22 protein-coding genes are annotated in these 19,141 nt (G+C 65.4%); 9 read left to right on the forward strand and 13 right to left on the reverse strand.

Features of this window, described 5'->3' with window-relative positions; translation table 11 throughout:
- Positions 1-72: 72 nt before the first annotated feature.
- The 7 genes from J1N50_RS02105 to J1N50_RS02135 all read right to left on the reverse strand — a co-directional run bounded on the left by J1N50_RS02105 (position 73) and on the right by J1N50_RS02135 (position 7,335).
- On the reverse strand, positions 73-567 hold the full coding sequence (locus tag J1N50_RS02105) for a DUF4402 domain-containing protein (protein WP_215349905.1): 495 nt from the start codon (positions 565-567) through the stop codon (positions 73-75).
- Positions 568-862: 295 nt separating this feature from the next.
- A complete protein-coding gene (locus J1N50_RS02110; RefSeq protein WP_204993540.1) occupies positions 863-1,816 on the reverse strand; it encodes a ParB/RepB/Spo0J family partition protein in 954 nt (317 codons plus the stop codon).
- Positions 1,817-2,599 (reverse strand): ParA family protein, encoded by a 783-nt coding sequence (locus J1N50_RS02115; RefSeq protein WP_058454320.1) that lies wholly within the window; start codon positions 2,597-2,599, stop codon positions 1,817-1,819.
- Complete coding sequence (rsmG, locus tag J1N50_RS02120) at positions 2,596-3,255, reverse strand: 16S rRNA (guanine(527)-N(7))-methyltransferase RsmG (RefSeq protein WP_343227827.1); 660 nt, start codon at positions 3,253-3,255, stop codon at positions 2,596-2,598. Before rsmG ends, J1N50_RS02115 begins: the two co-directional genes overlap by 4 nt.
- Positions 3,256-3,772: 517 nt before the next feature.
- A complete protein-coding gene (mnmG, locus tag J1N50_RS02125) occupies positions 3,773-5,644 on the reverse strand; it encodes a tRNA uridine-5-carboxymethylaminomethyl(34) synthesis enzyme MnmG (RefSeq protein WP_215349909.1) in 1,872 nt (623 codons plus the stop codon).
- 75 nt (positions 5,645-5,719) lie between these two features.
- Positions 5,720-7,024: a tRNA uridine-5-carboxymethylaminomethyl(34) synthesis GTPase MnmE gene (gene mnmE / locus J1N50_RS02130; protein WP_343227829.1), complete on the reverse strand. Its 1,305-nt coding sequence runs from the start codon at positions 7,022-7,024 to the stop codon at positions 5,720-5,722.
- A gap of 23 nt (positions 7,025-7,047) precedes the next feature.
- A complete protein-coding gene (locus J1N50_RS02135) occupies positions 7,048-7,335 on the reverse strand; it encodes a DUF6489 family protein (RefSeq protein ID WP_215349913.1) in 288 nt (95 codons plus the stop codon).
- 97 nt (positions 7,336-7,432) lie between these two features.
- Here J1N50_RS02135 and J1N50_RS02140 point away from each other — a divergent pair, with 97 nt between their 5' ends.
- The 3 genes from J1N50_RS02140 to J1N50_RS02150 are packed head-to-tail and all read left to right on the forward strand — an operon-like array spanning position 7,433 to position 10,119.
- Positions 7,433-8,131: a dienelactone hydrolase family protein gene (locus J1N50_RS02140; RefSeq protein ID WP_215349916.1), complete on the forward strand. Its 699-nt coding sequence runs from the start codon at positions 7,433-7,435 to the stop codon at positions 8,129-8,131.
- Complete coding sequence (locus J1N50_RS02145) at positions 8,128-8,526, forward strand: nuclear transport factor 2 family protein (RefSeq protein ID WP_215349918.1); 399 nt, start codon at positions 8,128-8,130, stop codon at positions 8,524-8,526. Before J1N50_RS02140 ends, J1N50_RS02145 begins: the two co-directional genes overlap by 4 nt.
- Positions 8,527-8,541: 15 nt before the next feature.
- Positions 8,542-10,119: an FMN-binding glutamate synthase family protein gene (locus tag J1N50_RS02150; RefSeq protein ID WP_215349921.1), complete on the forward strand. Its 1,578-nt coding sequence runs from the start codon at positions 8,542-8,544 to the stop codon at positions 10,117-10,119.
- On the opposite strand, the gene J1N50_RS02155 is transcribed toward J1N50_RS02150, so the two are convergent.
- From J1N50_RS02155 to hemE, 6 genes are all read right to left on the reverse strand, one after another.
- The gene (locus J1N50_RS02155; RefSeq protein ID WP_246552959.1) at positions 10,116-10,502 is read right to left on the reverse strand and encodes a DUF1489 family protein; all 387 of its coding nucleotides are present in this window, start codon (positions 10,500-10,502) and stop codon (positions 10,116-10,118) included. The genes J1N50_RS02150 and J1N50_RS02155 overlap by 4 nt on opposite strands.
- Before the next feature lie 77 nt (positions 10,503-10,579).
- Positions 10,580-11,305: a TerC family protein gene (locus tag J1N50_RS02160; protein ID WP_215350022.1), complete on the reverse strand. Its 726-nt coding sequence runs from the start codon at positions 11,303-11,305 to the stop codon at positions 10,580-10,582.
- Positions 11,305-11,514, reverse strand: a complete 210-nt coding sequence (locus J1N50_RS18060; RefSeq protein WP_246552973.1) for an antibiotic biosynthesis monooxygenase family protein — start codon at positions 11,512-11,514, stop codon at positions 11,305-11,307. The genes J1N50_RS02160 and J1N50_RS18060 overlap by 1 nt, the downstream gene beginning before the upstream one ends.
- Positions 11,515-11,607: 93 nt before the next feature.
- Positions 11,608-12,864 (reverse strand): transcription termination factor Rho, encoded by a 1,257-nt coding sequence (rho, locus tag J1N50_RS02170; protein WP_058454326.1) that lies wholly within the window; start codon positions 12,862-12,864, stop codon positions 11,608-11,610.
- 233 nt (positions 12,865-13,097) lie between these two features.
- The gene (locus J1N50_RS02175) at positions 13,098-13,517 is read right to left on the reverse strand and encodes a CopD family protein (protein WP_246552977.1); all 420 of its coding nucleotides are present in this window, start codon (positions 13,515-13,517) and stop codon (positions 13,098-13,100) included.
- Between the two features lie 39 nt (positions 13,518-13,556).
- Positions 13,557-14,582 (reverse strand): uroporphyrinogen decarboxylase, encoded by a 1,026-nt coding sequence (hemE, locus tag J1N50_RS02180; protein WP_215349929.1) that lies wholly within the window; start codon positions 14,580-14,582, stop codon positions 13,557-13,559.
- Between the two features lie 372 nt (positions 14,583-14,954).
- Between hemE and J1N50_RS02185 the strand changes: the two genes are divergently transcribed.
- The 6 genes from J1N50_RS02185 to hpf are packed head-to-tail and all read left to right on the forward strand — an operon-like array spanning position 14,955 to position 19,131.
- Entirely contained in the window at positions 14,955-15,767 is an 813-nt protein-coding gene (locus J1N50_RS02185; protein WP_215349932.1) for a pyruvate, water dikinase regulatory protein, read from the forward strand.
- On the forward strand, positions 15,764-16,360 hold the full coding sequence (locus J1N50_RS02190; protein ID WP_215349935.1) for a Maf family protein: 597 nt from the start codon (positions 15,764-15,766) through the stop codon (positions 16,358-16,360). The genes J1N50_RS02185 and J1N50_RS02190 overlap by 4 nt, the downstream gene beginning before the upstream one ends.
- Positions 16,357-17,169, forward strand: a complete 813-nt coding sequence (gene aroE / locus J1N50_RS02195) for a shikimate dehydrogenase (RefSeq protein WP_215349938.1) — start codon at positions 16,357-16,359, stop codon at positions 17,167-17,169. The genes J1N50_RS02190 and aroE overlap by 4 nt, the downstream gene beginning before the upstream one ends.
- On the forward strand, positions 17,166-17,789 hold the full coding sequence (gene coaE / locus J1N50_RS02200) for a dephospho-CoA kinase (protein ID WP_215349941.1): 624 nt from the start codon (positions 17,166-17,168) through the stop codon (positions 17,787-17,789). The genes aroE and coaE overlap by 4 nt, the downstream gene beginning before the upstream one ends.
- Before the next feature lie 19 nt (positions 17,790-17,808).
- Complete coding sequence (dnaQ, locus tag J1N50_RS02205) at positions 17,809-18,510, forward strand: DNA polymerase III subunit epsilon (RefSeq protein ID WP_215349944.1); 702 nt, start codon at positions 17,809-17,811, stop codon at positions 18,508-18,510.
- A 42-nt stretch (positions 18,511-18,552) separates the two neighbouring features.
- Entirely contained in the window at positions 18,553-19,131 is a 579-nt protein-coding gene (hpf, locus tag J1N50_RS02210) for a ribosome hibernation-promoting factor, HPF/YfiA family (protein WP_215349947.1), read from the forward strand.
- Positions 19,132-19,141: the final 10 nt, after the last annotated feature.

A 19,141-nucleotide genomic window follows, 5' to 3' on the forward strand; every position in this document is an offset into this window, starting at 1 on the left:
GGGGGCTGGTACCCCGGCGGCCGATCTCGGCCGGCGAGCCGAAGCCCGCCGTCCCCCCACCGTTCGGTTATCTTACTGATAGTTGGCGGTGACGGTGAACGTGCCCGTATAGCTGCCCGCCGCCTGGTTGGCGCCAACGCTCAGCGTGCCGCCGACCTGGAAGCTGCCGCCGCTCGCGCCGAGCGCCAGGCTGCTCGCCGACGAAGCGAGCGTCGCGGTCATGCTGTTCGCGCCCGAGGTCAGGTTCACCGAACCCGGCACGCTGATCGTCACATTGGCGCCGCTCGTGCCGCCGAGGTTGAAATTCGCCGCCGAGGTCGTGCCGAGGCAGGTCAGGCCGGTGCCGCAGCTGACCGCGCCCGCCGACGACACCGCGACGGTCGACGCGCCGGTGCCGCTGACGATCGTCCCGAAATCGAGGTCGCTGGTGTTGGCGATGGTGAGCGGCGCGAGGATACGCGCCTTCGCCGTCGCCGTGGTGGTCGCCGCCTGCGCCGCCGAAGCGTTGAAAGCGAGGGCAGCAATCGCGGCGCCGACGAGGGCGCGCTTCATTTCAGTGGTGCGCATATGATTTGGTCCCTTGAACTATGACGTGCAGTCGAAAACTCGAATGGAAATCCCACCCCATTCGAGGGTCCGTCTAACGCGCCACCCGTTCAGGCTTTGCCCAACAACCATGGTTAACAGCACATAGAGATTTGGCCCGCGTTGCAGGATGCAAGCGAGCAAAAACAAGGCCTTGGGCCACAGATCGGCAAGTCGTGGGGACCGCCTGTGCGCTATTAACGGCCCGCGCCGGGACAAATTAAGGGAAGCGGCGAACAAAAACCGGCCGAGTCCAGCTCGACCGTCTGCGCGCGAATCAGATCGATTCGCCGCTCAGCCGCTGGCAGATCATGTCGAGCTGGTCGAGCGACGCGAATTTCAGCGTCAGCGCGCCCTTCCCCCCGCCGGCATATTGGATCGCGACGCCGATCCCCAGCAGCTCGGACAGATGGCGTTCGACCGCCATGATATCGGGGTCGCGCCCCGACCCGGCCGCGGGCTCGACCGCCGCCTTGCGCCCGCCGCCCCTGTCGGCGCGGATCAGCGCCTCGACCGCGCGCACCGACAGGCCTTCCTTCACCACCTTGCGCGCGATCGCCTCGGCGTCATCGGCGCCGATCAGCGCGCGCGCATGCCCCATCGACAGCGATCCGTCGCTCACCAGCGCCTGCACGCCCTGCGGCAGGTCGAGCAGGCGCATCAGGTTCGCGACATGGCTCCGCGACTTGCCGACCAGTTTCGCGAGCGCTTCCTGGCTGTGCCCGAAATCGTCGATCAACCGGCGATAGGCGCCCGCCTCTTCGATCGCGTTCAGGTCCTGCCGCTGGATATTCTCGACCAGCGCGATCTCGTAGGTCGCGGCATCGTCGAGATCGCGGACGAGCGCCGGGATCTGGTGCAACCCCGCGCGCTGCGCCGCGCGCCAGCGCCGCTCGCCCGCCACGAGCTGATATCCCTGCCCATCGGGCGCCTGACGCACGATGATCGGCTGCAGCAGTCCGCGCGCGCTGATCGAATCGGCGAGTTCGACGATCGCCGCCTCGTCGAAATGGCGCCGCGGCTGGTTCGGCAGCGGACGGATCGAGCCGACCGATACATGCTGAACCGAATCGCCCGCGGCGACCGGCGCGGCCTTCGCGGCGGCGCCCGGGGTCGCCAGCACCGGCGCCTCGACCGCCGCATCGCCGAACAGCGCGTTCAGCCCGCGCCCCAGCCCCGACGGGCGCTTGCGCGGCGCCGACGCGCCAGTTTCTTTTTCGTTTTCAGACATTTATGCTGCCTTGCGAACGTTGGGCAAGCGATCGATCAGCTCGCGGGCGAGCGCGATATAGGCCGCCGACCCCGCACAGCGATGGTCATAGATCAGCGCCGGAAGGCCGTGGCTCGGCGCTTCGGACAGGCGGACGTTGCGCGGGATGACGGTCTGGAACACCACCGGGCCCAGCACCTCGCGCACGTCGTCGGAGACCTGGTCGGTCAGCCGGTTGCGGCGGTCGAACATCGTCAGCGCGACGCCGAGGATCGACAATTTCTGGTTGAAACGCCCGCGCACGCGCTCGACCGTGGTGAGCAGCTGGCTGAGGCCCTCGAGCGCGAAGAACTCGCACTGCAGCGGCACGATCAGCGATTCGGCGGCGATCAGCGCATTGAGCGTCAGCATGCCGAGCGAGGGTGGGCAGTCGATCAGGCAGATATCCCACTGCCCCGCCTCGGCGCCGGTCAGCGCCTGTTCGAGCCGGTGGAGCCGGTCGGCGAATTCGATCAGCTCGATCTCGGCGCCCGACAGGTCGACCGTCGCCGGCACGATGTCGAGCCGCGGTACCGCGGTATGCACCGCGCATTCGGCAACCGTCGCCTCGGCGCGGAGCAGGTCATAACTCGACAGCTCGCGCTGCGCCTGCGTGATTCCCAGCCCGGTCGACGCATTGCCCTGCGGATCGAGGTCGATGATCAGCGTGCGCCATCCCGTCGCCGCGAGCGCGGTCGCCAGATTGATCGCCGTCGTCGTCTTGCCGACCCCGCCCTTCTGGTTCGCCACAGCGATACGAATCATGCTTTTCCTCGCTTTTTCGGCACGATGCGCCCCTGGCCCACCAGGATGCGGCTGTCGGTGTCGGTGCGGCTATGTTCCACGTGAAACAGATTCTGCCATGTCTGGGGCAGCGACGCCAGTTCCTTTACCGCATTTCGTCCCTTTGGCAGCAGCCAACGCGTCGATTCGGTGGAAAAACGCGCGGATAAGTCGATCAGCCTGTCGAGCGGCGCGAACGCCCGCGCGCTGATCGTGCCCGCACGGCGCGTCTCGACGCGCTCGAGTGGCGCCTCGGCAATCTCGACATGCGCCAGACCAAGCTCCGCCACCACCGCACGCAGAAAATCGCACCGCCGCTTGCGCGATTCGACGAGCAGCATCGGCCGTTCGCTCAGGATCGCGACGACCAGCCCCGGCAATCCGGGCCCGCTGCCCAGGTCGATCCACAGTCCTTCGCCCCCCGCATCGAGCGCCAGCAGTTGCGCGCTGTCGGCGATATGCCGCACCCACAGGATCGGGATCGTCGACGCCGCGATCAGATTCTGCTGCTCATTCTCGATGACCAGCATCGCGGCGAAGCGCTCGAGCCGCGCCCATTGCTCATCCGTTGGCGCAAACGCCCCCGCCAGCCAGTCGCGCGCGCCGCCTTCATCGTCCAGTATTTCGGCGTCCGCCACGTTGCTCTCTCACTGATCCCGCCAAGCGGGGCCATTCTTCTTCGCGCCTTTGCGCCTTTGCGGGCGATTTTGAAAGCTCCAACAAAGACACAAGGGGCAGTTTTGCCGCCGCCACATCGTCATGTCTCCGTGGTGAAGATAGTCCCCCCGATCGGCTCCACCGAAGCGTCAGCTAGCGACCGGTTGCGGGCGTTGGTCTCCCCTCCCGCAGGCGGGAGGGGTTGGGGGTGGGCCAGCAACCTTGCAGATGCCCACCCCGCTGCGGCTAGCGAGCAAGCTCGCAAGCCTCGCTGCCCCTCCCGCTTGCGGGAGGGGATAACCGCGTGCAAATCCAACGTCCGCTCCCCACCCCATTTCAGACATTCCTTCTTCGTCATCCCGGACTTGATCCGGGATCGATCGCCGCGTCGACGTCATGCGCCCAGGACAAGCCTGTCCTGCACCCGTCGACGGGTCCGGGGTAACGAGGGTCCGCTTCCCAACCCACACCGACATGGCAATCTTGTAAACCGCTCCCTCAAGCCGCCCGCCGCCGGCTATGTACCAGAATCGCGGTCAGCGCCGCCGGCGTCACCCCGTCGATCCGCGCCGCCTGCCCCAGCGTTTCGGGCCGCGCCTTGCTCAGCCGCTCGACCATTTCGCGCGACAGCCCGCCGATCGCGCCATAGTCGAGCGCGCGGTCGAGGATGATCGCCTCATTCGCCGCGAGCGAGCGGAACTCGGCCTCCTGCCGCGCGATATAGGGCGCGTAATGCGCATCCTCGGCGAGTTCCGACAGGATATTGTCGTCGATGCCTTCCAGCTCCGGCGCGAGCATCCTGAGCGTGGCGATGTTCACCTCGGGAAAGCGAAGCAGTTCGACCCGCGTGCGCTGCGCCCCGTCGCCGGGGATCGCCATTCCGATCATCGCATAGTCGGCACTTGCAACGGGCGCCGCGAGCAGCGCTTCCGCCCGCTTCCGTTCCGCCTGCCGCGCCGCGAACAGCGCGGCGGTCGCGGGCTGGACGAGCCCGATCGCGATTCCCTTCGGGGTCAGCCGCGTCGCGGCATTGTCGGCGCGCAGCCGCAATCGATATTCGGCGCGCGCGGTGAGCATGCGATAGGGTTCGGTCACCCCCTGGAGCACCAGATCATCGACCATCACCCCGATATAGGATTCGCTCCGGTCGAGGATCATCGGCGCGCGCCCTTGCACCGCCAGCGCCGCATTCGCCCCCGCGACCAGCCCCTGCGCCGCGGCCTCCTCATAGCCGGTCGTGCCGTTGATCTGCCCCGCGCACCACAGCCCGGCGAGGGCGCGCACCTGCAAGGTGCGGTCGAGCGTGCGCGGGTCGATATGATCATATTCGACGGCATAGCCCGGCACCGTCATTTCGACCGCTTCGAGCCCTTCCATCGTCCGCAGCATTGCGAGCTGGACGTCGGCGGGCAGCGAGGTCGAAATGCCGTTCGGATAGACGAGGGGCGAATCGAGCCCCTCGGGTTCGAGAAACACCTGATGCCCGTCGCGGTCGGCGAAGCGATGGATCTTGTCCTCGATCGACGGACAATAGCGCGGCCCCGCCGCGCCGATCGCGCCCGTGAACAGCGGCGATCGGTCGAGATTCGCCGCAATGACCGCATGGGTCTCGGCGTTCGTGCGCGTGATCGCACAGAAAATCTGCGGCACCGTCCGCGCACTGTTCCACGTGGAACAGGTCCAGTCGGCGCCCTCGACGCTGTCCGACGGCTGCTCCTCGAGCCGCGCCCAATCGATCGTCCGCCCGTCGAGCCGCGGCGGCGTCCCGGTCTTGAGCCGCGCCATCGGCAGATCGGCGGCTCGCAGCTGCTCGGCCAGACGATGCGCCCCCGCCTCGCCGATGCGTCCACCCGCCATCCGCTCCTCGCCGCGGAACAGCTTGCCGCCCAGGAAGGTGCCCGTCGCGAGGACGACCGCCCGCGCGCGCAGCGCCGAGCCATCGCCCAGTTCGAGCCCTTCGACGCGCGTCGCATCCGCCGACAGTTTGAGCGCCGCCGCCTCGCCCGCAATCACGGTGATTCGATCTTCGGCCGCCAGCAGCGCCTGGATCGCATCGCGATAGCGTTTGCGGTCGGCCTGGATACGCGGCCCCTGCACCGCCGCGCCCTTCGACGCGTTGAGCATCCGGTAATGGATCGCCGCGCAGTCGGCGGCGCGCGCCATCCAGCCGTCGAGCGCATCGACCTCGCGCATCAGATGGCCCTTGCCGAGCCCGCCGATCGCGGGATTGCACGACATCGTCCCGATCAGCGCCGGATCGAAACTGACGAGCGCCACCCGCGCGCCGAGCCGCGCCGCGGCGGCGGCGGCCTCGGTACCGGCATGCCCACCGCCGACGACGATGACATCGAAACTCGCTGAGTCCTGCATGATTGCGGCGCCCTTAGCGCAATGCGCGCGGCGAATCTACCGGGCTGCGACCGATGCGGTGTTCCACGTGGAACATCATTTCCCGATACAGAAACGCCCGAACAGCGCGTCGAGCATATCCTCGACCCCCGCCCGCCCCGTGATCCGGTCGAGCGCCGCCGCCGCGAGCCGAAGCCGCTCGGCAATCAGGATCAAATCCCCAGCCTCGCGCGTGCCCGGCTCGATCGCAAGCCATTGTTTTGCCTCGGCAAGCGCCGCGCGCTGCCGCTGGCGCAGCGCCGTCTCGCCCTCGCGCGGCAGCAGGGTCCGCGCCATCTCGACGATATAGGCGTGGAGCCGGTCCATCCCCTCGCCCGTCGCTGCCGACAGCGTCAGATCGCATCGCGCGGCGTCGGCCTCGGCCGCCGCGTCGCCGCGCCAGCGATCGGCCTGCGCCGCGATCAGGATAGCGCGCGGATGCTCAGGGACGTCTTTCGGCGGTCCCAGCCACAGCAATATGTCCGCGGCTTCGACCGCCGCCTTCGCCCGGTCGATCCCGATCGCCTCGATCGCGTCGGCGCCCTCGGCGCGAAGCCCCGCCGTGTCCGAAAAGCGCATCGCGATCCCGTCGAGCGCGAGCGGCGTCTCGATCACATCGCGCGTCGTCCCCTCGACCGGCGACACGATCGCCAGCTCGCGCTGCGCCAAGGCATTGATAAGGGTCGATTTTCCGGCGTTGGGCGGTCCCGCGATCACCACCGACAGCCCCTCGGCAATCACCTCCGCCGCCGGCCGCGCGAGCCATGCGCCAAGCTCGGCCCCCAACGTGGCCATTCCCGCGATCAAACGCTGCGCGGCACCTTCGTAAACTTCGACATCATCCTCATCGGCAAAATTGAGTTCGGCCTCCGCCCCCGCCATCAGCGCAAGCAGCCGATCCTGCCACCCCGCAACCGCGCGCGACACATGGCCGCTCGCCAGCGCGAGCGCCTGCACCCGCTGGCTCTCGGTCTCCGCCGCAAGCAGGTCCGCGAGTCCCTCGGCCTCCGCGAGATCGATCCGGCCGTTCAGGAAAGCCCGGCGGGTGAACTCACCGGGCTCGGCATGACGCAGCCCCGGCAACGCCGCCAAAGCCGCCGCGACCGCGGCGACCACCGCGCGGCCGCCGTGAAGATGCAGCTCGGCAAGATCCTCGCCCGTCGCCGTCGTCGGTCCCGGGAACCACAGGAGCAGCGCGCGATCGAGGGGTGCGCCCGCCGCGTCTTGCAGCGACGCCAGCGAAGCCCGCCGCGGCGCGGGCAACCGCCCGGCGAGCGCGGTCAGCGCCTCCCCCGCCCGCGATCCGCTGATCCGCACGACACCGATCGCTGCCGGCGGCGTCCCGCTCGACAGCGCGAAAATCGTGTCGCTCGCTGCATCCTGGCTCAGCTCTTGCGCCCCTTGGAGCCTTTGTCGTCGTCGCTCGATTTCGACGATCCGCCCATCAGCCCACCCCCGAACTGGCCGAGCAGCGACTGGACGAGTTCGAGCCCGCTGCCGCCCATCGGGACCCAGGTCTTAACCATCTGCTGCACCATGTCGGGGGTGATTCCCTTGGCCATCAGCTCCTTGACGCGGCTCAGGTAGATATCGTGCAGCGGCTCGAGGTCGGGAAGCCCGAAAAGCCGCCGCGCTTCCTCCGGCGTGCAGTCGATCTCGATATTGAATTTCATCGCCGTGCCTTTCGCCCCTTTACGCGCTTGAGCCGCGCCGTAACGGCCGCTAGCTTCGCGCTTTCCCTCCCAATTGGCAAGAGTCAGGAGCTTCCCCATGTCCGCGACGAACATCACCATCCCCGCGCTCGACGGCGAAGGCAATATCCCGGCCTATGTCGCGCGCCCCGACGCCGATTCGTCGCGGGCGATCATCGTCATTCCCGAAATCTTCGGGGTGAATGCCGGCATCCGAGAGAAGTGCGACGATTGGGCGGCTGAGGGGTATCTCGCGATTGCGCCCGACCTTTTCTGGCGCTTCGCCCCCGGCGTCGAACTCGATCCCGATGTCGAGGCCGAGCTTCAGGAAGCGTTCGGCTATTTCGGCCAATATGATGCCGACCTCGGCGTGAAGGACATCGAAGCCGCGATCCGCTGGCTCCACGCACAAGGTGCGAACAAAGTGGGGTGTGTGGGCTTCTGCCTCGGCGGCCGCCTCGCCTACATGACCGCCGCACGCACCGACATCAACGCCTCGGTCGGCTATTATGGCGTCATGATCGACCAGATGCTCGGCGAAAGTCACGCGATCGCGCACCCGCTGATGCTCCATATACCCACCGCCGACCATCTCGTCGGGCCCGAAGCGCAGGCGAAGATGCACGACGGCCTCGATCCGAACCCCAAGGTCACGCTCCACGATTACGAAGGCCTCGACCATGGGTTCGCCGCAACGAGCGGCAACCGCCGCGACGAGGCGGGTGCGCAGCTCGCGGACAGCCGCACCCGCGCCTTCTTCGCCGAGCATCTCGCATGAGCGCGCATCCGGGGCTCGCCGCTTGGCATGCCTATATGGAGGGCGGCGGCGACCCGCAGGCGCTGCGCGATCTGCTTGCGGAATATGCAGTGTTCCACTCGCCCGTCGTCCACACGCCGCAGGAGGGCCGCGACAAGGTCTTCGCCTATCTCCACGCTGCAAGCCACGTCCTTGGCGGCGATGATTTCCGCTACCTGCGCGAGATCGTCGACGGCGATCAGGCGGTGCTGGAATTCCAGAGCGAACTGGACGGCATCCAGATCAACGGCGTCGACATCATCCGCTGGAACGGCGAAGGAAAAATAGAAGATTTCAAGGTGATGGTTCGTCCGCTCAAGGCAATCAACAAGGTGTGGGAGAAGATGGCCGCCATGCTCGCGGCGCAGGCAAGCTAGTCCGGCTCGCAAGCGATGCTCCGGCTGATCGCCTATCCGATCCTGATCGTCGCGATCGCACTGGCGGGCTGGTGGGCGCCAGCGCGCTGGACGCTATCGTTGTGGATCCCGCTGCTGCTGGTCGCCATTAACGACAGCACCCAGCGTCACCACAGCCTCCGCCGCAACTTCCCGTTGATCGCGCGTATCCGCTGGCTGTTCGAGCAGCTCCGCCCGTTTCTCTATTCGTATGTTGTCGAAGGGCCGCTCGACGGCCGCCCCTTCGCACGTACCGAACGCGACATCGTCTACGCGCGCGCCAAGGGTGAGCTCGACAGTCATCCGTTCGGCACCGAGCTCGACGTCTATTCGGACGAATATGAATGGATGAGCCACAGCATGGCGCCGACGCCGCATGCCGATCGGGCGCAGCGGGTGAAGGTAGGCAGCACGCAATGTTCGCAGCCTTATGAGGCCGCCTTGCTCAACATTTCGGCGATGAGCTTCGGATCGCTCGGCGCGAACGCGATCGAAGCGCTCAATCGGGGTGCGAAGCTCGGCGGATTTTATCACGATACCGGCGAAGGCGGCTTCAGCCCCTACCATCGCATCCACGGCGGCGACATCGTCTGGGAGCTCGGCAGCGGCTACTTCGGCTGCCGCGACGATGCCGGTCGCTTCGATCCCGATCGCTTTCGCGATCGCGCAACCGATAATCAGATAAAGATGATCGAAATCAAGCTGAGCCAGGGCGCGAAGCCGGGGCACGGCGGCGTTCTTCCCGGCGCGAAGGTCAGTGCCGAGATTGCTGCGACCCGCGGCGTCCCCGAAGGCCATGATTGTGTTTCGCCCGCCGCCCATTCGGCCTTCGCGACCCCGATCGAACTGGTCGAATGGGCGGCAAAACTTCGCGACTTGTCGGGCGGGAAACCCGTCGGGATCAAACTCTGCGTCGGCCAGCCGCATGAAGTTTATGCCGTCATGAAGGCAATGATCGAGACCGGAATCCGCCTCGATTATATCGTTGTCGACGGGGCCGAAGGCGGCACGGGCGCCGCCCCGGTCGAATTTTCGAACAGCCTTGGCATGCCGCTGCGCGAAGGCCTCATATTCGTGCGCAATGCACTCGTCGGCTGCGGACTCAAGGAGGAGGTGAAGCTGGCGGCGTCGGGGAAGGTCCACTCGGGCGCAGGGCTTGCGATGAACTGCGCGCTTGGCGCCGACTGGTCGAATGCCGCGCGCGCCTTCATGTTCACATTGGGCTGCGTCCAGTCGCTCAAGTGCCACACCGACAAATGTCCGACGGGCGTCGCGACACAGGATCCCGGCCGCCAACGCGGGCTCGTGGTCGAGGACAAGGCCGAACGGGTTCGCCGATTCCAGGCGGCGACGGTCAACGCCCTCTGGGACATCAGCTGTGCGATGGGGCTCGACAGCCCGTGGCAGATCCAGCCGCATCACCTGCACGAGCGGCTTAACTCGGCGCGATCGGATTCGATCGATCGCATCTATAAATTCTACGATCGCCGTGTGCTGCTCGACGATCCGGACTCGGTATCGGGTGCGCGTTACTGGGCGATGGCGCGCCCCAACAGCTTTCGCGCCGCACTCTAGATAAGGCTGAGTTCGGCGAGTTCGCGATACAATTCAGGCGGCAGGTCACCAAGCCCGCTCGCGTCATCGACGGCCTTCGGCGCGTCTGCATCAGTCAGATAGCGCCAGCCCTGATGCGCACGCTTCGGTTGCGGATGCACGCGCTCCAGTTCGGCGGCGCAGACGATATCGATGCGCCCGTCATCGCGATCGTCGAAACGCAATATCTCAACCCGACCGACGAGCGTGTGTTTCACGATGAAGTGCAACTTGCCGCCGATCAGTTCGTCGGCACGCTTGGGTTTGAACCGCGTCGTAAAGCGGACTTCGCTGCCTTGCGCATAGTTGGCGATCCGCGCCTGAAGCGCCGGATAGTCGGCGCAGCCGACGGCGACACGGGTCATGTGAAGCGGGGGCATGAGCTGCAAATGGGGAGCCGATAGGAAAAAGCCAGCCCTGCGAAGGACTGGCCTTTCCTTTTCTAACCGAACAGCGTTCCAATCCCGACGCCGGGATCGATCCAGCCTTCGTAGATCATCTTCACCGCGACATAGAGGATCACGGCGAGGCCGATGTAGGCGATCCAGCGATAGCGCTCGATATATTTGGCGATGACATTCGCTGCGAGGCCCATCAGCGCGACTGCAAAGATCAGCCCGACGATCAGGATACCCGGATGCTCGCGCGCGGCGCCCGCAACCGCCAGGACATTGTCGAGGCTCATCGATACGTCGGCAACCGCAACGGCCCACGCGGCGGCAGCAAAGCTCTTGGCAGGCTTGAGCCCCGAATGCTCGTCGCCCTCGATCTCGGGCGAGCCTGCCGAATGCGCACCCTCCCGCAGCTCGCGCCACATCTTCCACGCAACCCAGATCAACAGCAGCCCGCCGACGAAGATCAGGCCAACGATCTGCATGAGCTGCGTCACGACGAGCGCGAAGGCGATACGAAGCACCAGCGCCGCGAGCACGCCGATCAGGATCACCTTCTTGCGCTGGTCGGCGGGAAGCCCCGCGGCGAGCGCCCCGACAACGATCGCATTGTCGCCCGCGAGTACGATGTCGATCATCAGCACCTGGAGAAACGCCGAGAAAGCCGCTGGCGATGTGATGTTGGAGAAATCCTTGACGATCGCGGCCCAGATGTCGCCAGCGCCGCCAAGGCCGCTCGCCGCCGCAGCGCCGGCATGGGTCAAGATTTCCAGGATCACAGTGGCTCTCCGAAATAGCTGACCTCTGGCATAGGGTCATAAAAGCGATGCAGCAACGTCCGCCATTGCTGGTAGCGGTCCGATTGCCGGAAGCCGTCCCGATGATCCGCGATCGAGCTCCATTCTGCCAAAAGCAGATAAGGCTGTCCGGTTCCTGTCGGGCGGCGAATTTCGATCGAGATTAATCCGGGCGAAGCCTCGATCAGTGGCCGCGCCTAGGCAAAGGCCGCCTCGAACCCGGCTTCGCTTCCCGCACGAACGGGAAGCAAGGCGTGTTCGATGACGGCCATTTTGCGGGCTTACTGGTTCATGCTGTCGAAGAAATCTTCGTTGGTCTTGGAATCCTTGATCTTGTCGAGCAGGAATTCCATCGCATCGACCGTGCCCATCTGCATCAGGATGCGGCGCAGCACCCACATCTTGCTGAGCTTGTCCTTCTCGACGAGCAGTTCTTCCTTGCGGGTGCCCGACTTGCCGACGTCGAGCGAGGGGAAGATGCGCTTGTCGGCGACCTTGCGGTCGAGAACGATTTCGCTGTTACCCGTGCCCTTGAATTCCTCGAAGATAACCTCGTCCATGCGGCTGCCGGTATCGATCAGCGCGGTCGCGATAATCGACAGCGAACCGCCTTCCTCGATGTTGCGCGCGGCGCCGAAGAAGCGCTTCGGACGCTGGAGCGCGTTGGCGTCGACACCGCCGGTCAGCACCTTGCCGGACGAGGGCACCACGGTGTTGTAGGCGCGGCCAAGACGTGTGATCGAGTCGAGCAGGATCACGACGTCCTTCTTGTGCTCGACCAGGCGCTTCGCCTTTTCGATCACCATTTCGGCAACCTGGACGTGGCGCGTCGCGGGTTCGTCGAAGGTCGAGGATACAACCTCGCCCTTCACGCTGCGCTGCATGTCGGTGACCTCCTCGGGACGTTCGTCGACGAGAAGGACGATGAGGTAAACCTCGGGATGATTGTCGGTGATCGCCTTGGCGATATTTTGCAGCAGCACCGTCTTGCCCGTGCGCGGCGGCGCGACGATCAGCGCGCGCTGGCCCTTGCCCTGCGGGCTGACGAGGTCGATCACGCGCGCCGACTTGTCCTTCACCGTCGGATCGACCGTGTCGAGCGACAGCTTCTGGTTCGGATAAAGCGGCGTGAGATTGTCGAAATTGACGCGGTGGCGCACCGCTTCGGGATCGTCGAAATTGACCTTGATCAGCTTGGTCAGCGCAAAATAGCGCTCGCCGTCGCGCGGCGCGCGGATCTCGCCCTCGACGGTGTCGCCGGTGCGCAGGCCATATTTGCGGACCTGGTTGGGCGAGACATAGATATCGTCGGGGCCGGCCAGATAATTGGCCTCCGACGAGCGCAGGAAACCGAACGAGTCCGGGAGAACCTCGATCGTCCCCGACCCGATGATTTCCTCGCCCTCTTCGGCGAGTTCCTTCAGGATCGAGAACATCAGGTCCTGCTTGCGCAAGGTCGATGCGCCCTCGACGCCCAGTTCCTCGGCCATTTCGACGAGTTGGGCGGGCGCTTTTGTTTTGAGTTCTTTGAGGTGCATGGGATAGATTCCGGGTAGAAATTCAGTAAGAAATTTGGACAAAAAATTCGTCGCACCGGCTGGTGCCTATCCGGCCGTGGGACGACCGTTATCGATAGATCGGCGTATCGAGGCGCCGCCCGCTGAAAAACGGGGTTGATCGGCCCCTATAACCGGCCGCCAGCCAAGTCAATCGCGGCTGCGCCGATCCGAACGCGGCTGCGCCGATCCGAAACCTCAAATGGGCCGAAGCCTTAGAAGGGACGGACGATCACCAGGATGACGACGAGCGCCGCGGCGATGCCGGGAACTTCGTTGAGCATCCGCAATTGCTTTTCGGTCAGCGGGCGCTCGCCCTTCGCCAGCTTCTTGAAATAGCCGATCATCCAGCCATGGTAGCCGGACAACGCGACAACGGTCAGGAATTTGGCAATGAACCAGCCCTCATGCCAATAATCGCCGTTGAACGCGAGCATCAGCCCAAAGATCCAGACGAGCAGGATCGACGGATTCAGGATAATCTTGCGCAGGCGATCCTCGCGCTCGACCCACTTCCTGTCTTCCTCCGACCCCACGGGGCACTGTTGGTGATAGACGAAGAAGCGCGGCATCATGAACAGGCCGGCCATGAAAAAGATCACGAAGATGACGTGCGCGGCTTTGACCCACAGCATCGTCACCCCCAAGAATCCTGCCAGTTCCATAAGTCCCGCCTATCCACGGACGCGCCGGATCAGATGCTCGACATGAGCGATCGGCGTGTCGGGGACGATGCCATGACCGAGATTGAAGATATGGGGACGATCGGGGAAGGCCGCAAGGATGCGGTCGATCGCCGTATCGAGCGCCTCACCACCCGCGACGAGCGCCAGCGGGTCGAGATTGCCCTGCACCGGCAGATGCCCCGGCAGCGCCTTGTCGGCCCACACCGGATCGACCGTCTCGTCGAGACCGATGGCATCGGCGCCGACCTCGTTCGCATAGTCGGCAAGCTTGCCCCCCGCCCCTTTGGGAAAGCCGATCACCGGCGTGTCGGGATGCAGCGCCTTCAATCGGCAGACGATCTCGGCGTTGGGGGCGATCACCCAGCGTTCGAATTGCGCGGGGCTGAGGCTGCCCGCCCAACTGTCGAAGAGCTGGACGGCTTCAACGCCATTCTCGATCTGGCCCGAAAGATAGATGACCGAGAGATCGACGATCGCATCGATGATCGCCTGAAACGCGCCCGGATCGCCGAAAGCCAAGCGGCGTGCCTGCGCCTGGTCCTTCGACCCCTGCCCGGCCACCATATAGGTAGCGACGGTCCAGGGACTCCCGGCGAAGCCGAGGAAGGTCGTCTCGGCCGGCAACGACGCCGCGACGCGCGCGACGGTGCCATAGACAGGCTCGAGACGCGTCGGCATGGCCTCGATCGACGCAAGCGCGCTATCGACGAGCGGGGGCGCGAGCCGCGGCCCCTCGCCCGCCTCGAACCACAGATGCTGCCCCAGCGCGTGCGGGACAACAAGAATGTCGGAGAAGAGGATGGCGCCGTCAAATCCGAATCGCCGGACCGGTTGCAGAGTGACTTCGGCCGCTGCCTCGCTGTCATAGCAAAGCTCGAGGAACCCGCCTTTGGTTTCCCTGAGCGCGCGATATTCGGGAAGATAGCGCCCCGCCTGGCGCATCAGCCATAGTGGCGGCTTTTCCTGCCGCACCCCGCGCAGCGTTGCCAGCAAGCTCTTCGACGACGCCTTCACACGGCCCCTCTTTCTCGTCTCAATAAATATATAAAATGATTGTGGTGGTTTGTTGGTCCGCGAACAGCGCGGCTTTAGGCCGCAGCGCCCCTTTTGCCAACATATTGACTCCCCATGTTGCGCGTTACGTCACGGAGTCGTTCGGCTCTCTCCTCCTAATTCACAGCCTGTGGATAAGATTCATCCCTTGTGCACAAGCGGTGGAGCGGAATCGACAGGGCCGGGGACGAATCCGCCGTGCCGATCTTGTCCCGGCACTTGTGCCCAAAACTATCCACAAGGGGTAGTTTCAGCCTTTCGGGGTAGATCCGGGCCATCTGGCGCGCAAAGGCTTTGCTTGCCTTTTGCGCCGTCGCCGCGAAAGGATGCCGCATGGGACGGCTCCATCTGCACCTCATATCGGATTCCACGGGCGAAACGCTCGAAAATATCGCCAAGGCGGCGATCGCGCAGTTCGACGACGTCGAGGTCGTGCGCCATTTCTGGCCTATGGTGCGTTCGGAATCGCATCTCGACCGGATCATCGGCGAAGTGCAGGCGAGTCCCGGCATGATCCTTTTCACGCTCGTGAACGGCGAGCTGCGCGCGAGCCTCGAACGGCGCGCGGCAGCGCTCAACCTGCCGACAGTTCCGGCGCTCGATGCGGTGACCGATGCGCTGTCGCGGATGCTGGGGCAACAGGCCAAGGCGCGGCCGGGTCGGCAGCACCAGCTCGATGCGGCCTATTTCGCGCGGGTCGAAGCCATCCAGTTCACCGTGGCGCACGACGACGGGATCGGATGGGAGAATTGGGAGCAGGCCGATATCGTCCTCGCCGGCGTGTCGCGCACTTCGAAGACACCGACGAGCATCTATCTTGCGAACCGCGGTTTCAAGACCGCGAACATTCCGATCGTTCCCGAATCGCCGCCGCCCGATGCGCTTTACAATCTCAGGAAGCCGCTCGTTGTCGGACTCACCACCGGTCTCGACCGCCTTGTGCAGGTGCGCCGCAACCGGCTGCTTTCGCTCAATCAGGCGCCCGAAACCTCCTATGTCGATGACGAGCGGGTGAAGGCCGAGCTTGCTTACGCGCGCCGCATGTTCGCCGATAACGGCTGGCCGGTGATCGACGTGACGCGTCGTTCGATCGAGGAAACCGCGGCGGCGGTGATCAAGCTCGTCGAGGATCGCAGCGCCATATGACGCTCCTTCTCGCTTCGCAAAGCAGCGGCCGCGCCGCGATGTTCCGCGCCGCCGGGCTGACATTCGAAACCAGCGCTGCGCATGTCGACGAGGACGCGCTCACCGCATCGCTGCTCGGCGCCGGCCAGACGCCGCGCAACATCGCCGACGCGCTTGCCGAGGCGAAGGCGGTCAAGATTTCCTCGCGGCTTCCTGGCGTCACCGTGATCGGCGCCGATTCGACGCTCGCGCTCGACGATGGGTCGATGCTGTCGAAGCCGGAAAGCCCCGCCGAGGCTGCCGACCATCTGCGCCGCATGGCGGGAACGCGCCACCGGCTGTTCAGCGCCGCGGTCGCCGCGCGCGACGGAGCACCGGTGTGGCGCGCGATCGGCGAGGCGAAGCTGTGGATGCGGTCCTTGTCCGATGCCTTCATCACCGACTATGTCGCGCGAAACTGGGACAGCATTCGCTGGACAGTCGGATGCTATGAGATTGAGGGGGCCGGTGTGCAACTTTTCGACCGCGTCGAGGGCGACCCCTGGACGATCATCGGGATGCCGATGCTGCCGCTGATGGCGTGGCTCCGTGCAACCGGACTGGCAGCGTCATGATCAAGCCTTACGCGGAGGTGATCGGCGATCCGATCGCCCATTCGAAATCGCCGTTGATCCACGGCTTCTGGATCGAAGCACTCGGCCTCGACGGTGATTATCGCCGCGCACATGTGACGCCTGACGATCTCGTTTCCTATATCGCTGAACGCAGAGCCGATCCCGACTGGCGCGGCTGCAACGTGACCCTTCCGCACAAGGTGGCGGTGATGGACATGGTGGACGACCCCGGTGATATCCGCGGCACGATCGGCGCGATGAATACGATCGTGCGCCAGCCCGACGGGTCGCTGATCGGCACCAACACCGACGCAGCGGGCTTTTATGCTCCGCTCGCCGAACTCGACCTCGAAGGCGCGCCGGTTGCGGTCGTTGGTGCTGGCGGTGCGGCGCGCGCGGTGCTCTTTGCCCTCGCACGGGCGGGCGCCGGCCATGTGACCATCCTCAACCGCTCGCCGCTGAAAGCAATGGGCCTGCTCGCGACCTTCGGGCTCAAGGGCGAGGTCGTCGGGCTCGACGCCGCGCTGCCGCCGGTGTCGCTGCTCGTGAACGGCAGCAGCCTTGGCATGACCGGCCAGCCGCCGCTCGATCTCGACCTGTCACCCCTTCCCGAAGGCGCGATCGTCTATGATCTCGTTTATGCCCCGCTTCAGACCAGCCTCCTCAAGGCCGCCGAGGCGCGCGGGCTCGATACCGTCGACGGGCTCGACATGCTGATCGGCCAGGCCGCGCTGGCCTTCGAACTATTCTTCGGCCGCTCGCCGCCCGAAGGCCGCGACGATGAATTGCGTGCCTTGCTCACGGCATGAGGTTCCACAAGCATCTCGGCGCGCGGCTTCGCCGTCCGTTTATTCTCGGGCTTACCGGGTCGATCGGGATGGGCAAGTCGACCGCTGCCAGTATGTTCGAGCGCGAGGGCGTGCCGGTGTTCGACGCGGATGCCGAGGTGCACCGCCTACAAGGTCCGGGCGGCGCTCTGGTCGCCGCGATCGAGGCGCGCTTTCCCGGCACCACCGGCCCCCAAGGCGTCGACCGGCAAAAACTCGGTGCGCACGTCCTTGGCAACACCCACGAACTCGCCGCGCTCGAAGCGATCGTCCACCCCGCGGTGGCGAAGGCGCAACATCGATTCCTGATGCGCCACCGCGCGCGCGATGTCGTCATCCTCGACATCCCGCTGCTCTTCGAAAAGGGCGGCTGGCGCCGAGTCGGGGCGATCGCCGTCGTCTCGGCGCCGGTGTGGATGCAGACGAGACGGGTGATGCGCCGGCCCGGGATGACGCGCGCCAAGCTGAAGGCGATTCGCCACCTGCAGGTGCCCGACCGCGTCAAGCGCGCGCGCGCCGATTTCGTCATCGAAACGGGGCGTCCGAAAAGCTATACCCACCGCCAGATTCGCGCCATCGCCTCTTGTTTCCGAGCGCGATAGGGTCCAGATTGATCCTTCGATGCGTGAGATAATATTCGATACCGAAACTACGGGGCTCGATCCCAAAACCGGGGACAGGCTGGTCGAAATCGGGTGCGTTGAATTGATCGACCGACGCGAAACGGGCGTCACCTTTCACGCCTATTTCAATCCCGAACGCGACATGCCCGCCGCCGCCGAAGCCGTGCACGGCCTGTCGATCCAGTTCCTGTCGGACAAGCCGCTGTTCGCGGCTCGTGTCGACGAGCTGATGGAGTTTCTGGGCGATGCGCCGATGGTGGCGCACAATGCCGCCTTCGACTTCGGCTTCATCAACGCCGAGTTGATGCTCGCGGGGCGTCCCCCGCTCGACATGAACCGGATGCGGTGCACGGTCCAGATGGCGCGCAAGCTGCATCCGGGCGCGAAGCACAGCCTCGACGCGCTCTGCACGCGCTACGGCATCGACCGCAGCCACCGCATCAAGCATGGCGCGCTGCTCGACGCCGAGCTTCTCGCGCACCTCTATATCGAAATGACCGGCGGCCGGCAGATCGGGCTGGGCCTCGCGGCGCAATCGGCAGACGCAGGGCGTTCGCTCGCGGCCGATCCCGTGCGTGCGGCGGCTCCCGCCCGCGCGTTCCGCGAGCCCCGGCCGCATGGTGCCACAGCCGCCGAGCTGGCGCGCCACACCGAGTTCGTCGCCGCACTGAACCAACCTTTGTGGCACGATAGCCCGTAGCGGCCTCCCCGCCGCTCGCGCGACCCTGGAAGGAGAAGAAAAATGGAAATCCGCGTCTCTGGCCACCAGATCGAAACCGGCGAAGCGCTGCAGGCGCACGTGTCGGACCGGATGAACGCGATTGCCGACAAATATTTCTCGCGGGCGATCGGGGCGCACGCGACCTTCGGAAAAGGGCCGCACGACAGTTTTCAGTGCGACATCGTCGCGCATGTGATGCAGGGGCTGGTGCTCAAGGGGCACGGCCAGGCGCAGGACGCCCATGTCGCGTTCGAGGGTGCGGCCGAGCGCATCGAAAAGCAGCTTAGACGCTATATGCGCCGACTGAAGGACCGCAACAGCACCGCCGGCGCCGCCTTGGCTGCCTCGCTCGACGAGATCGAGGACAACGCCAGCTACACCGTTTTCGACGGCGGGACCGAGGAAGAGGATGCGGGCGACGCGCCCGCGATCATCGCCGAAACGCGCGTCGACATTCCGACCAGCAGCGTGTCCGACGCGGTCATGATGCTCGACCTTCGCAACACCAACGCCTTGCTCTTCGTGAACAGCAAGACCGGTTCGCATAACATGGTCTACCGGCGCGAGGATGGCACGATCGGTTGGGTCGAACCCCGCTAGGACGATCGCA

It is taken from the genome of Sphingopyxis soli (assembly GCF_018682675.1).
Taxonomy (GTDB): domain Bacteria; phylum Pseudomonadota; class Alphaproteobacteria; order Sphingomonadales; family Sphingomonadaceae; genus Sphingopyxis; species Sphingopyxis soli.

Excerpts from the sequence above, each read along its gene's own strand:
- J1N50_RS02105 (WP_215349905.1), bottom strand. The coding sequence starts at position 567 with ATGCGCACCACTGAAATGAAGCGCGCCCTCGTCGGCGCCGCGATTGCT.
- J1N50_RS02110 (WP_204993540.1), bottom strand. The coding sequence starts at position 1,816 with ATGTCTGAAAACGAAAAAGAAACTGGCGCGTCGGCGCCGCGCAAGCGC.
- J1N50_RS02115 (WP_058454320.1), bottom strand. The coding sequence starts at position 2,599 with ATGATTCGTATCGCTGTGGCGAACCAGAAGGGCGGGGTCGGCAAGACG.
- mnmG (WP_215349909.1), bottom strand. The coding sequence starts at position 5,644 with ATGCAGGACTCAGCGAGTTTCGATGTCATCGTCGTCGGCGGTGGGCAT.
- J1N50_RS02135 (WP_215349913.1), bottom strand. The coding sequence starts at position 7,335 with ATGAAATTCAATATCGAGATCGACTGCACGCCGGAGGAAGCGCGGCGG.
- J1N50_RS02140 (WP_215349916.1), top strand. The coding sequence starts at position 7,433 with ATGTCCGCGACGAACATCACCATCCCCGCGCTCGACGGCGAAGGCAAT.
- J1N50_RS02145 (WP_215349918.1), top strand. The coding sequence starts at position 8,128 with ATGAGCGCGCATCCGGGGCTCGCCGCTTGGCATGCCTATATGGAGGGC.
- J1N50_RS02150 (WP_215349921.1), top strand. The coding sequence starts at position 8,542 with ATGCTCCGGCTGATCGCCTATCCGATCCTGATCGTCGCGATCGCACTG.
- J1N50_RS02155 (WP_246552959.1), bottom strand. The coding sequence starts at position 10,502 with ATGACCCGTGTCGCCGTCGGCTGCGCCGACTATCCGGCGCTTCAGGCG.
- rho (WP_058454326.1), bottom strand. The coding sequence starts at position 12,864 with ATGCACCTCAAAGAACTCAAAACAAAAGCGCCCGCCCAACTCGTCGAA.
- J1N50_RS02175 (WP_246552977.1), bottom strand. The coding sequence starts at position 13,517 with ATGCTGTGGGTCAAAGCCGCGCACGTCATCTTCGTGATCTTTTTCATG.
- J1N50_RS02185 (WP_215349932.1), top strand. The coding sequence starts at position 14,955 with ATGGGACGGCTCCATCTGCACCTCATATCGGATTCCACGGGCGAAACG.
- J1N50_RS02190 (WP_215349935.1), top strand. The coding sequence starts at position 15,764 with ATGACGCTCCTTCTCGCTTCGCAAAGCAGCGGCCGCGCCGCGATGTTC.
- aroE (WP_215349938.1), top strand. The coding sequence starts at position 16,357 with ATGATCAAGCCTTACGCGGAGGTGATCGGCGATCCGATCGCCCATTCG.
- coaE (WP_215349941.1), top strand. The coding sequence starts at position 17,166 with ATGAGGTTCCACAAGCATCTCGGCGCGCGGCTTCGCCGTCCGTTTATT.
- dnaQ (WP_215349944.1), top strand. The coding sequence starts at position 17,809 with ATGCGTGAGATAATATTCGATACCGAAACTACGGGGCTCGATCCCAAA.
- hpf (WP_215349947.1), top strand. The coding sequence starts at position 18,553 with ATGGAAATCCGCGTCTCTGGCCACCAGATCGAAACCGGCGAAGCGCTG.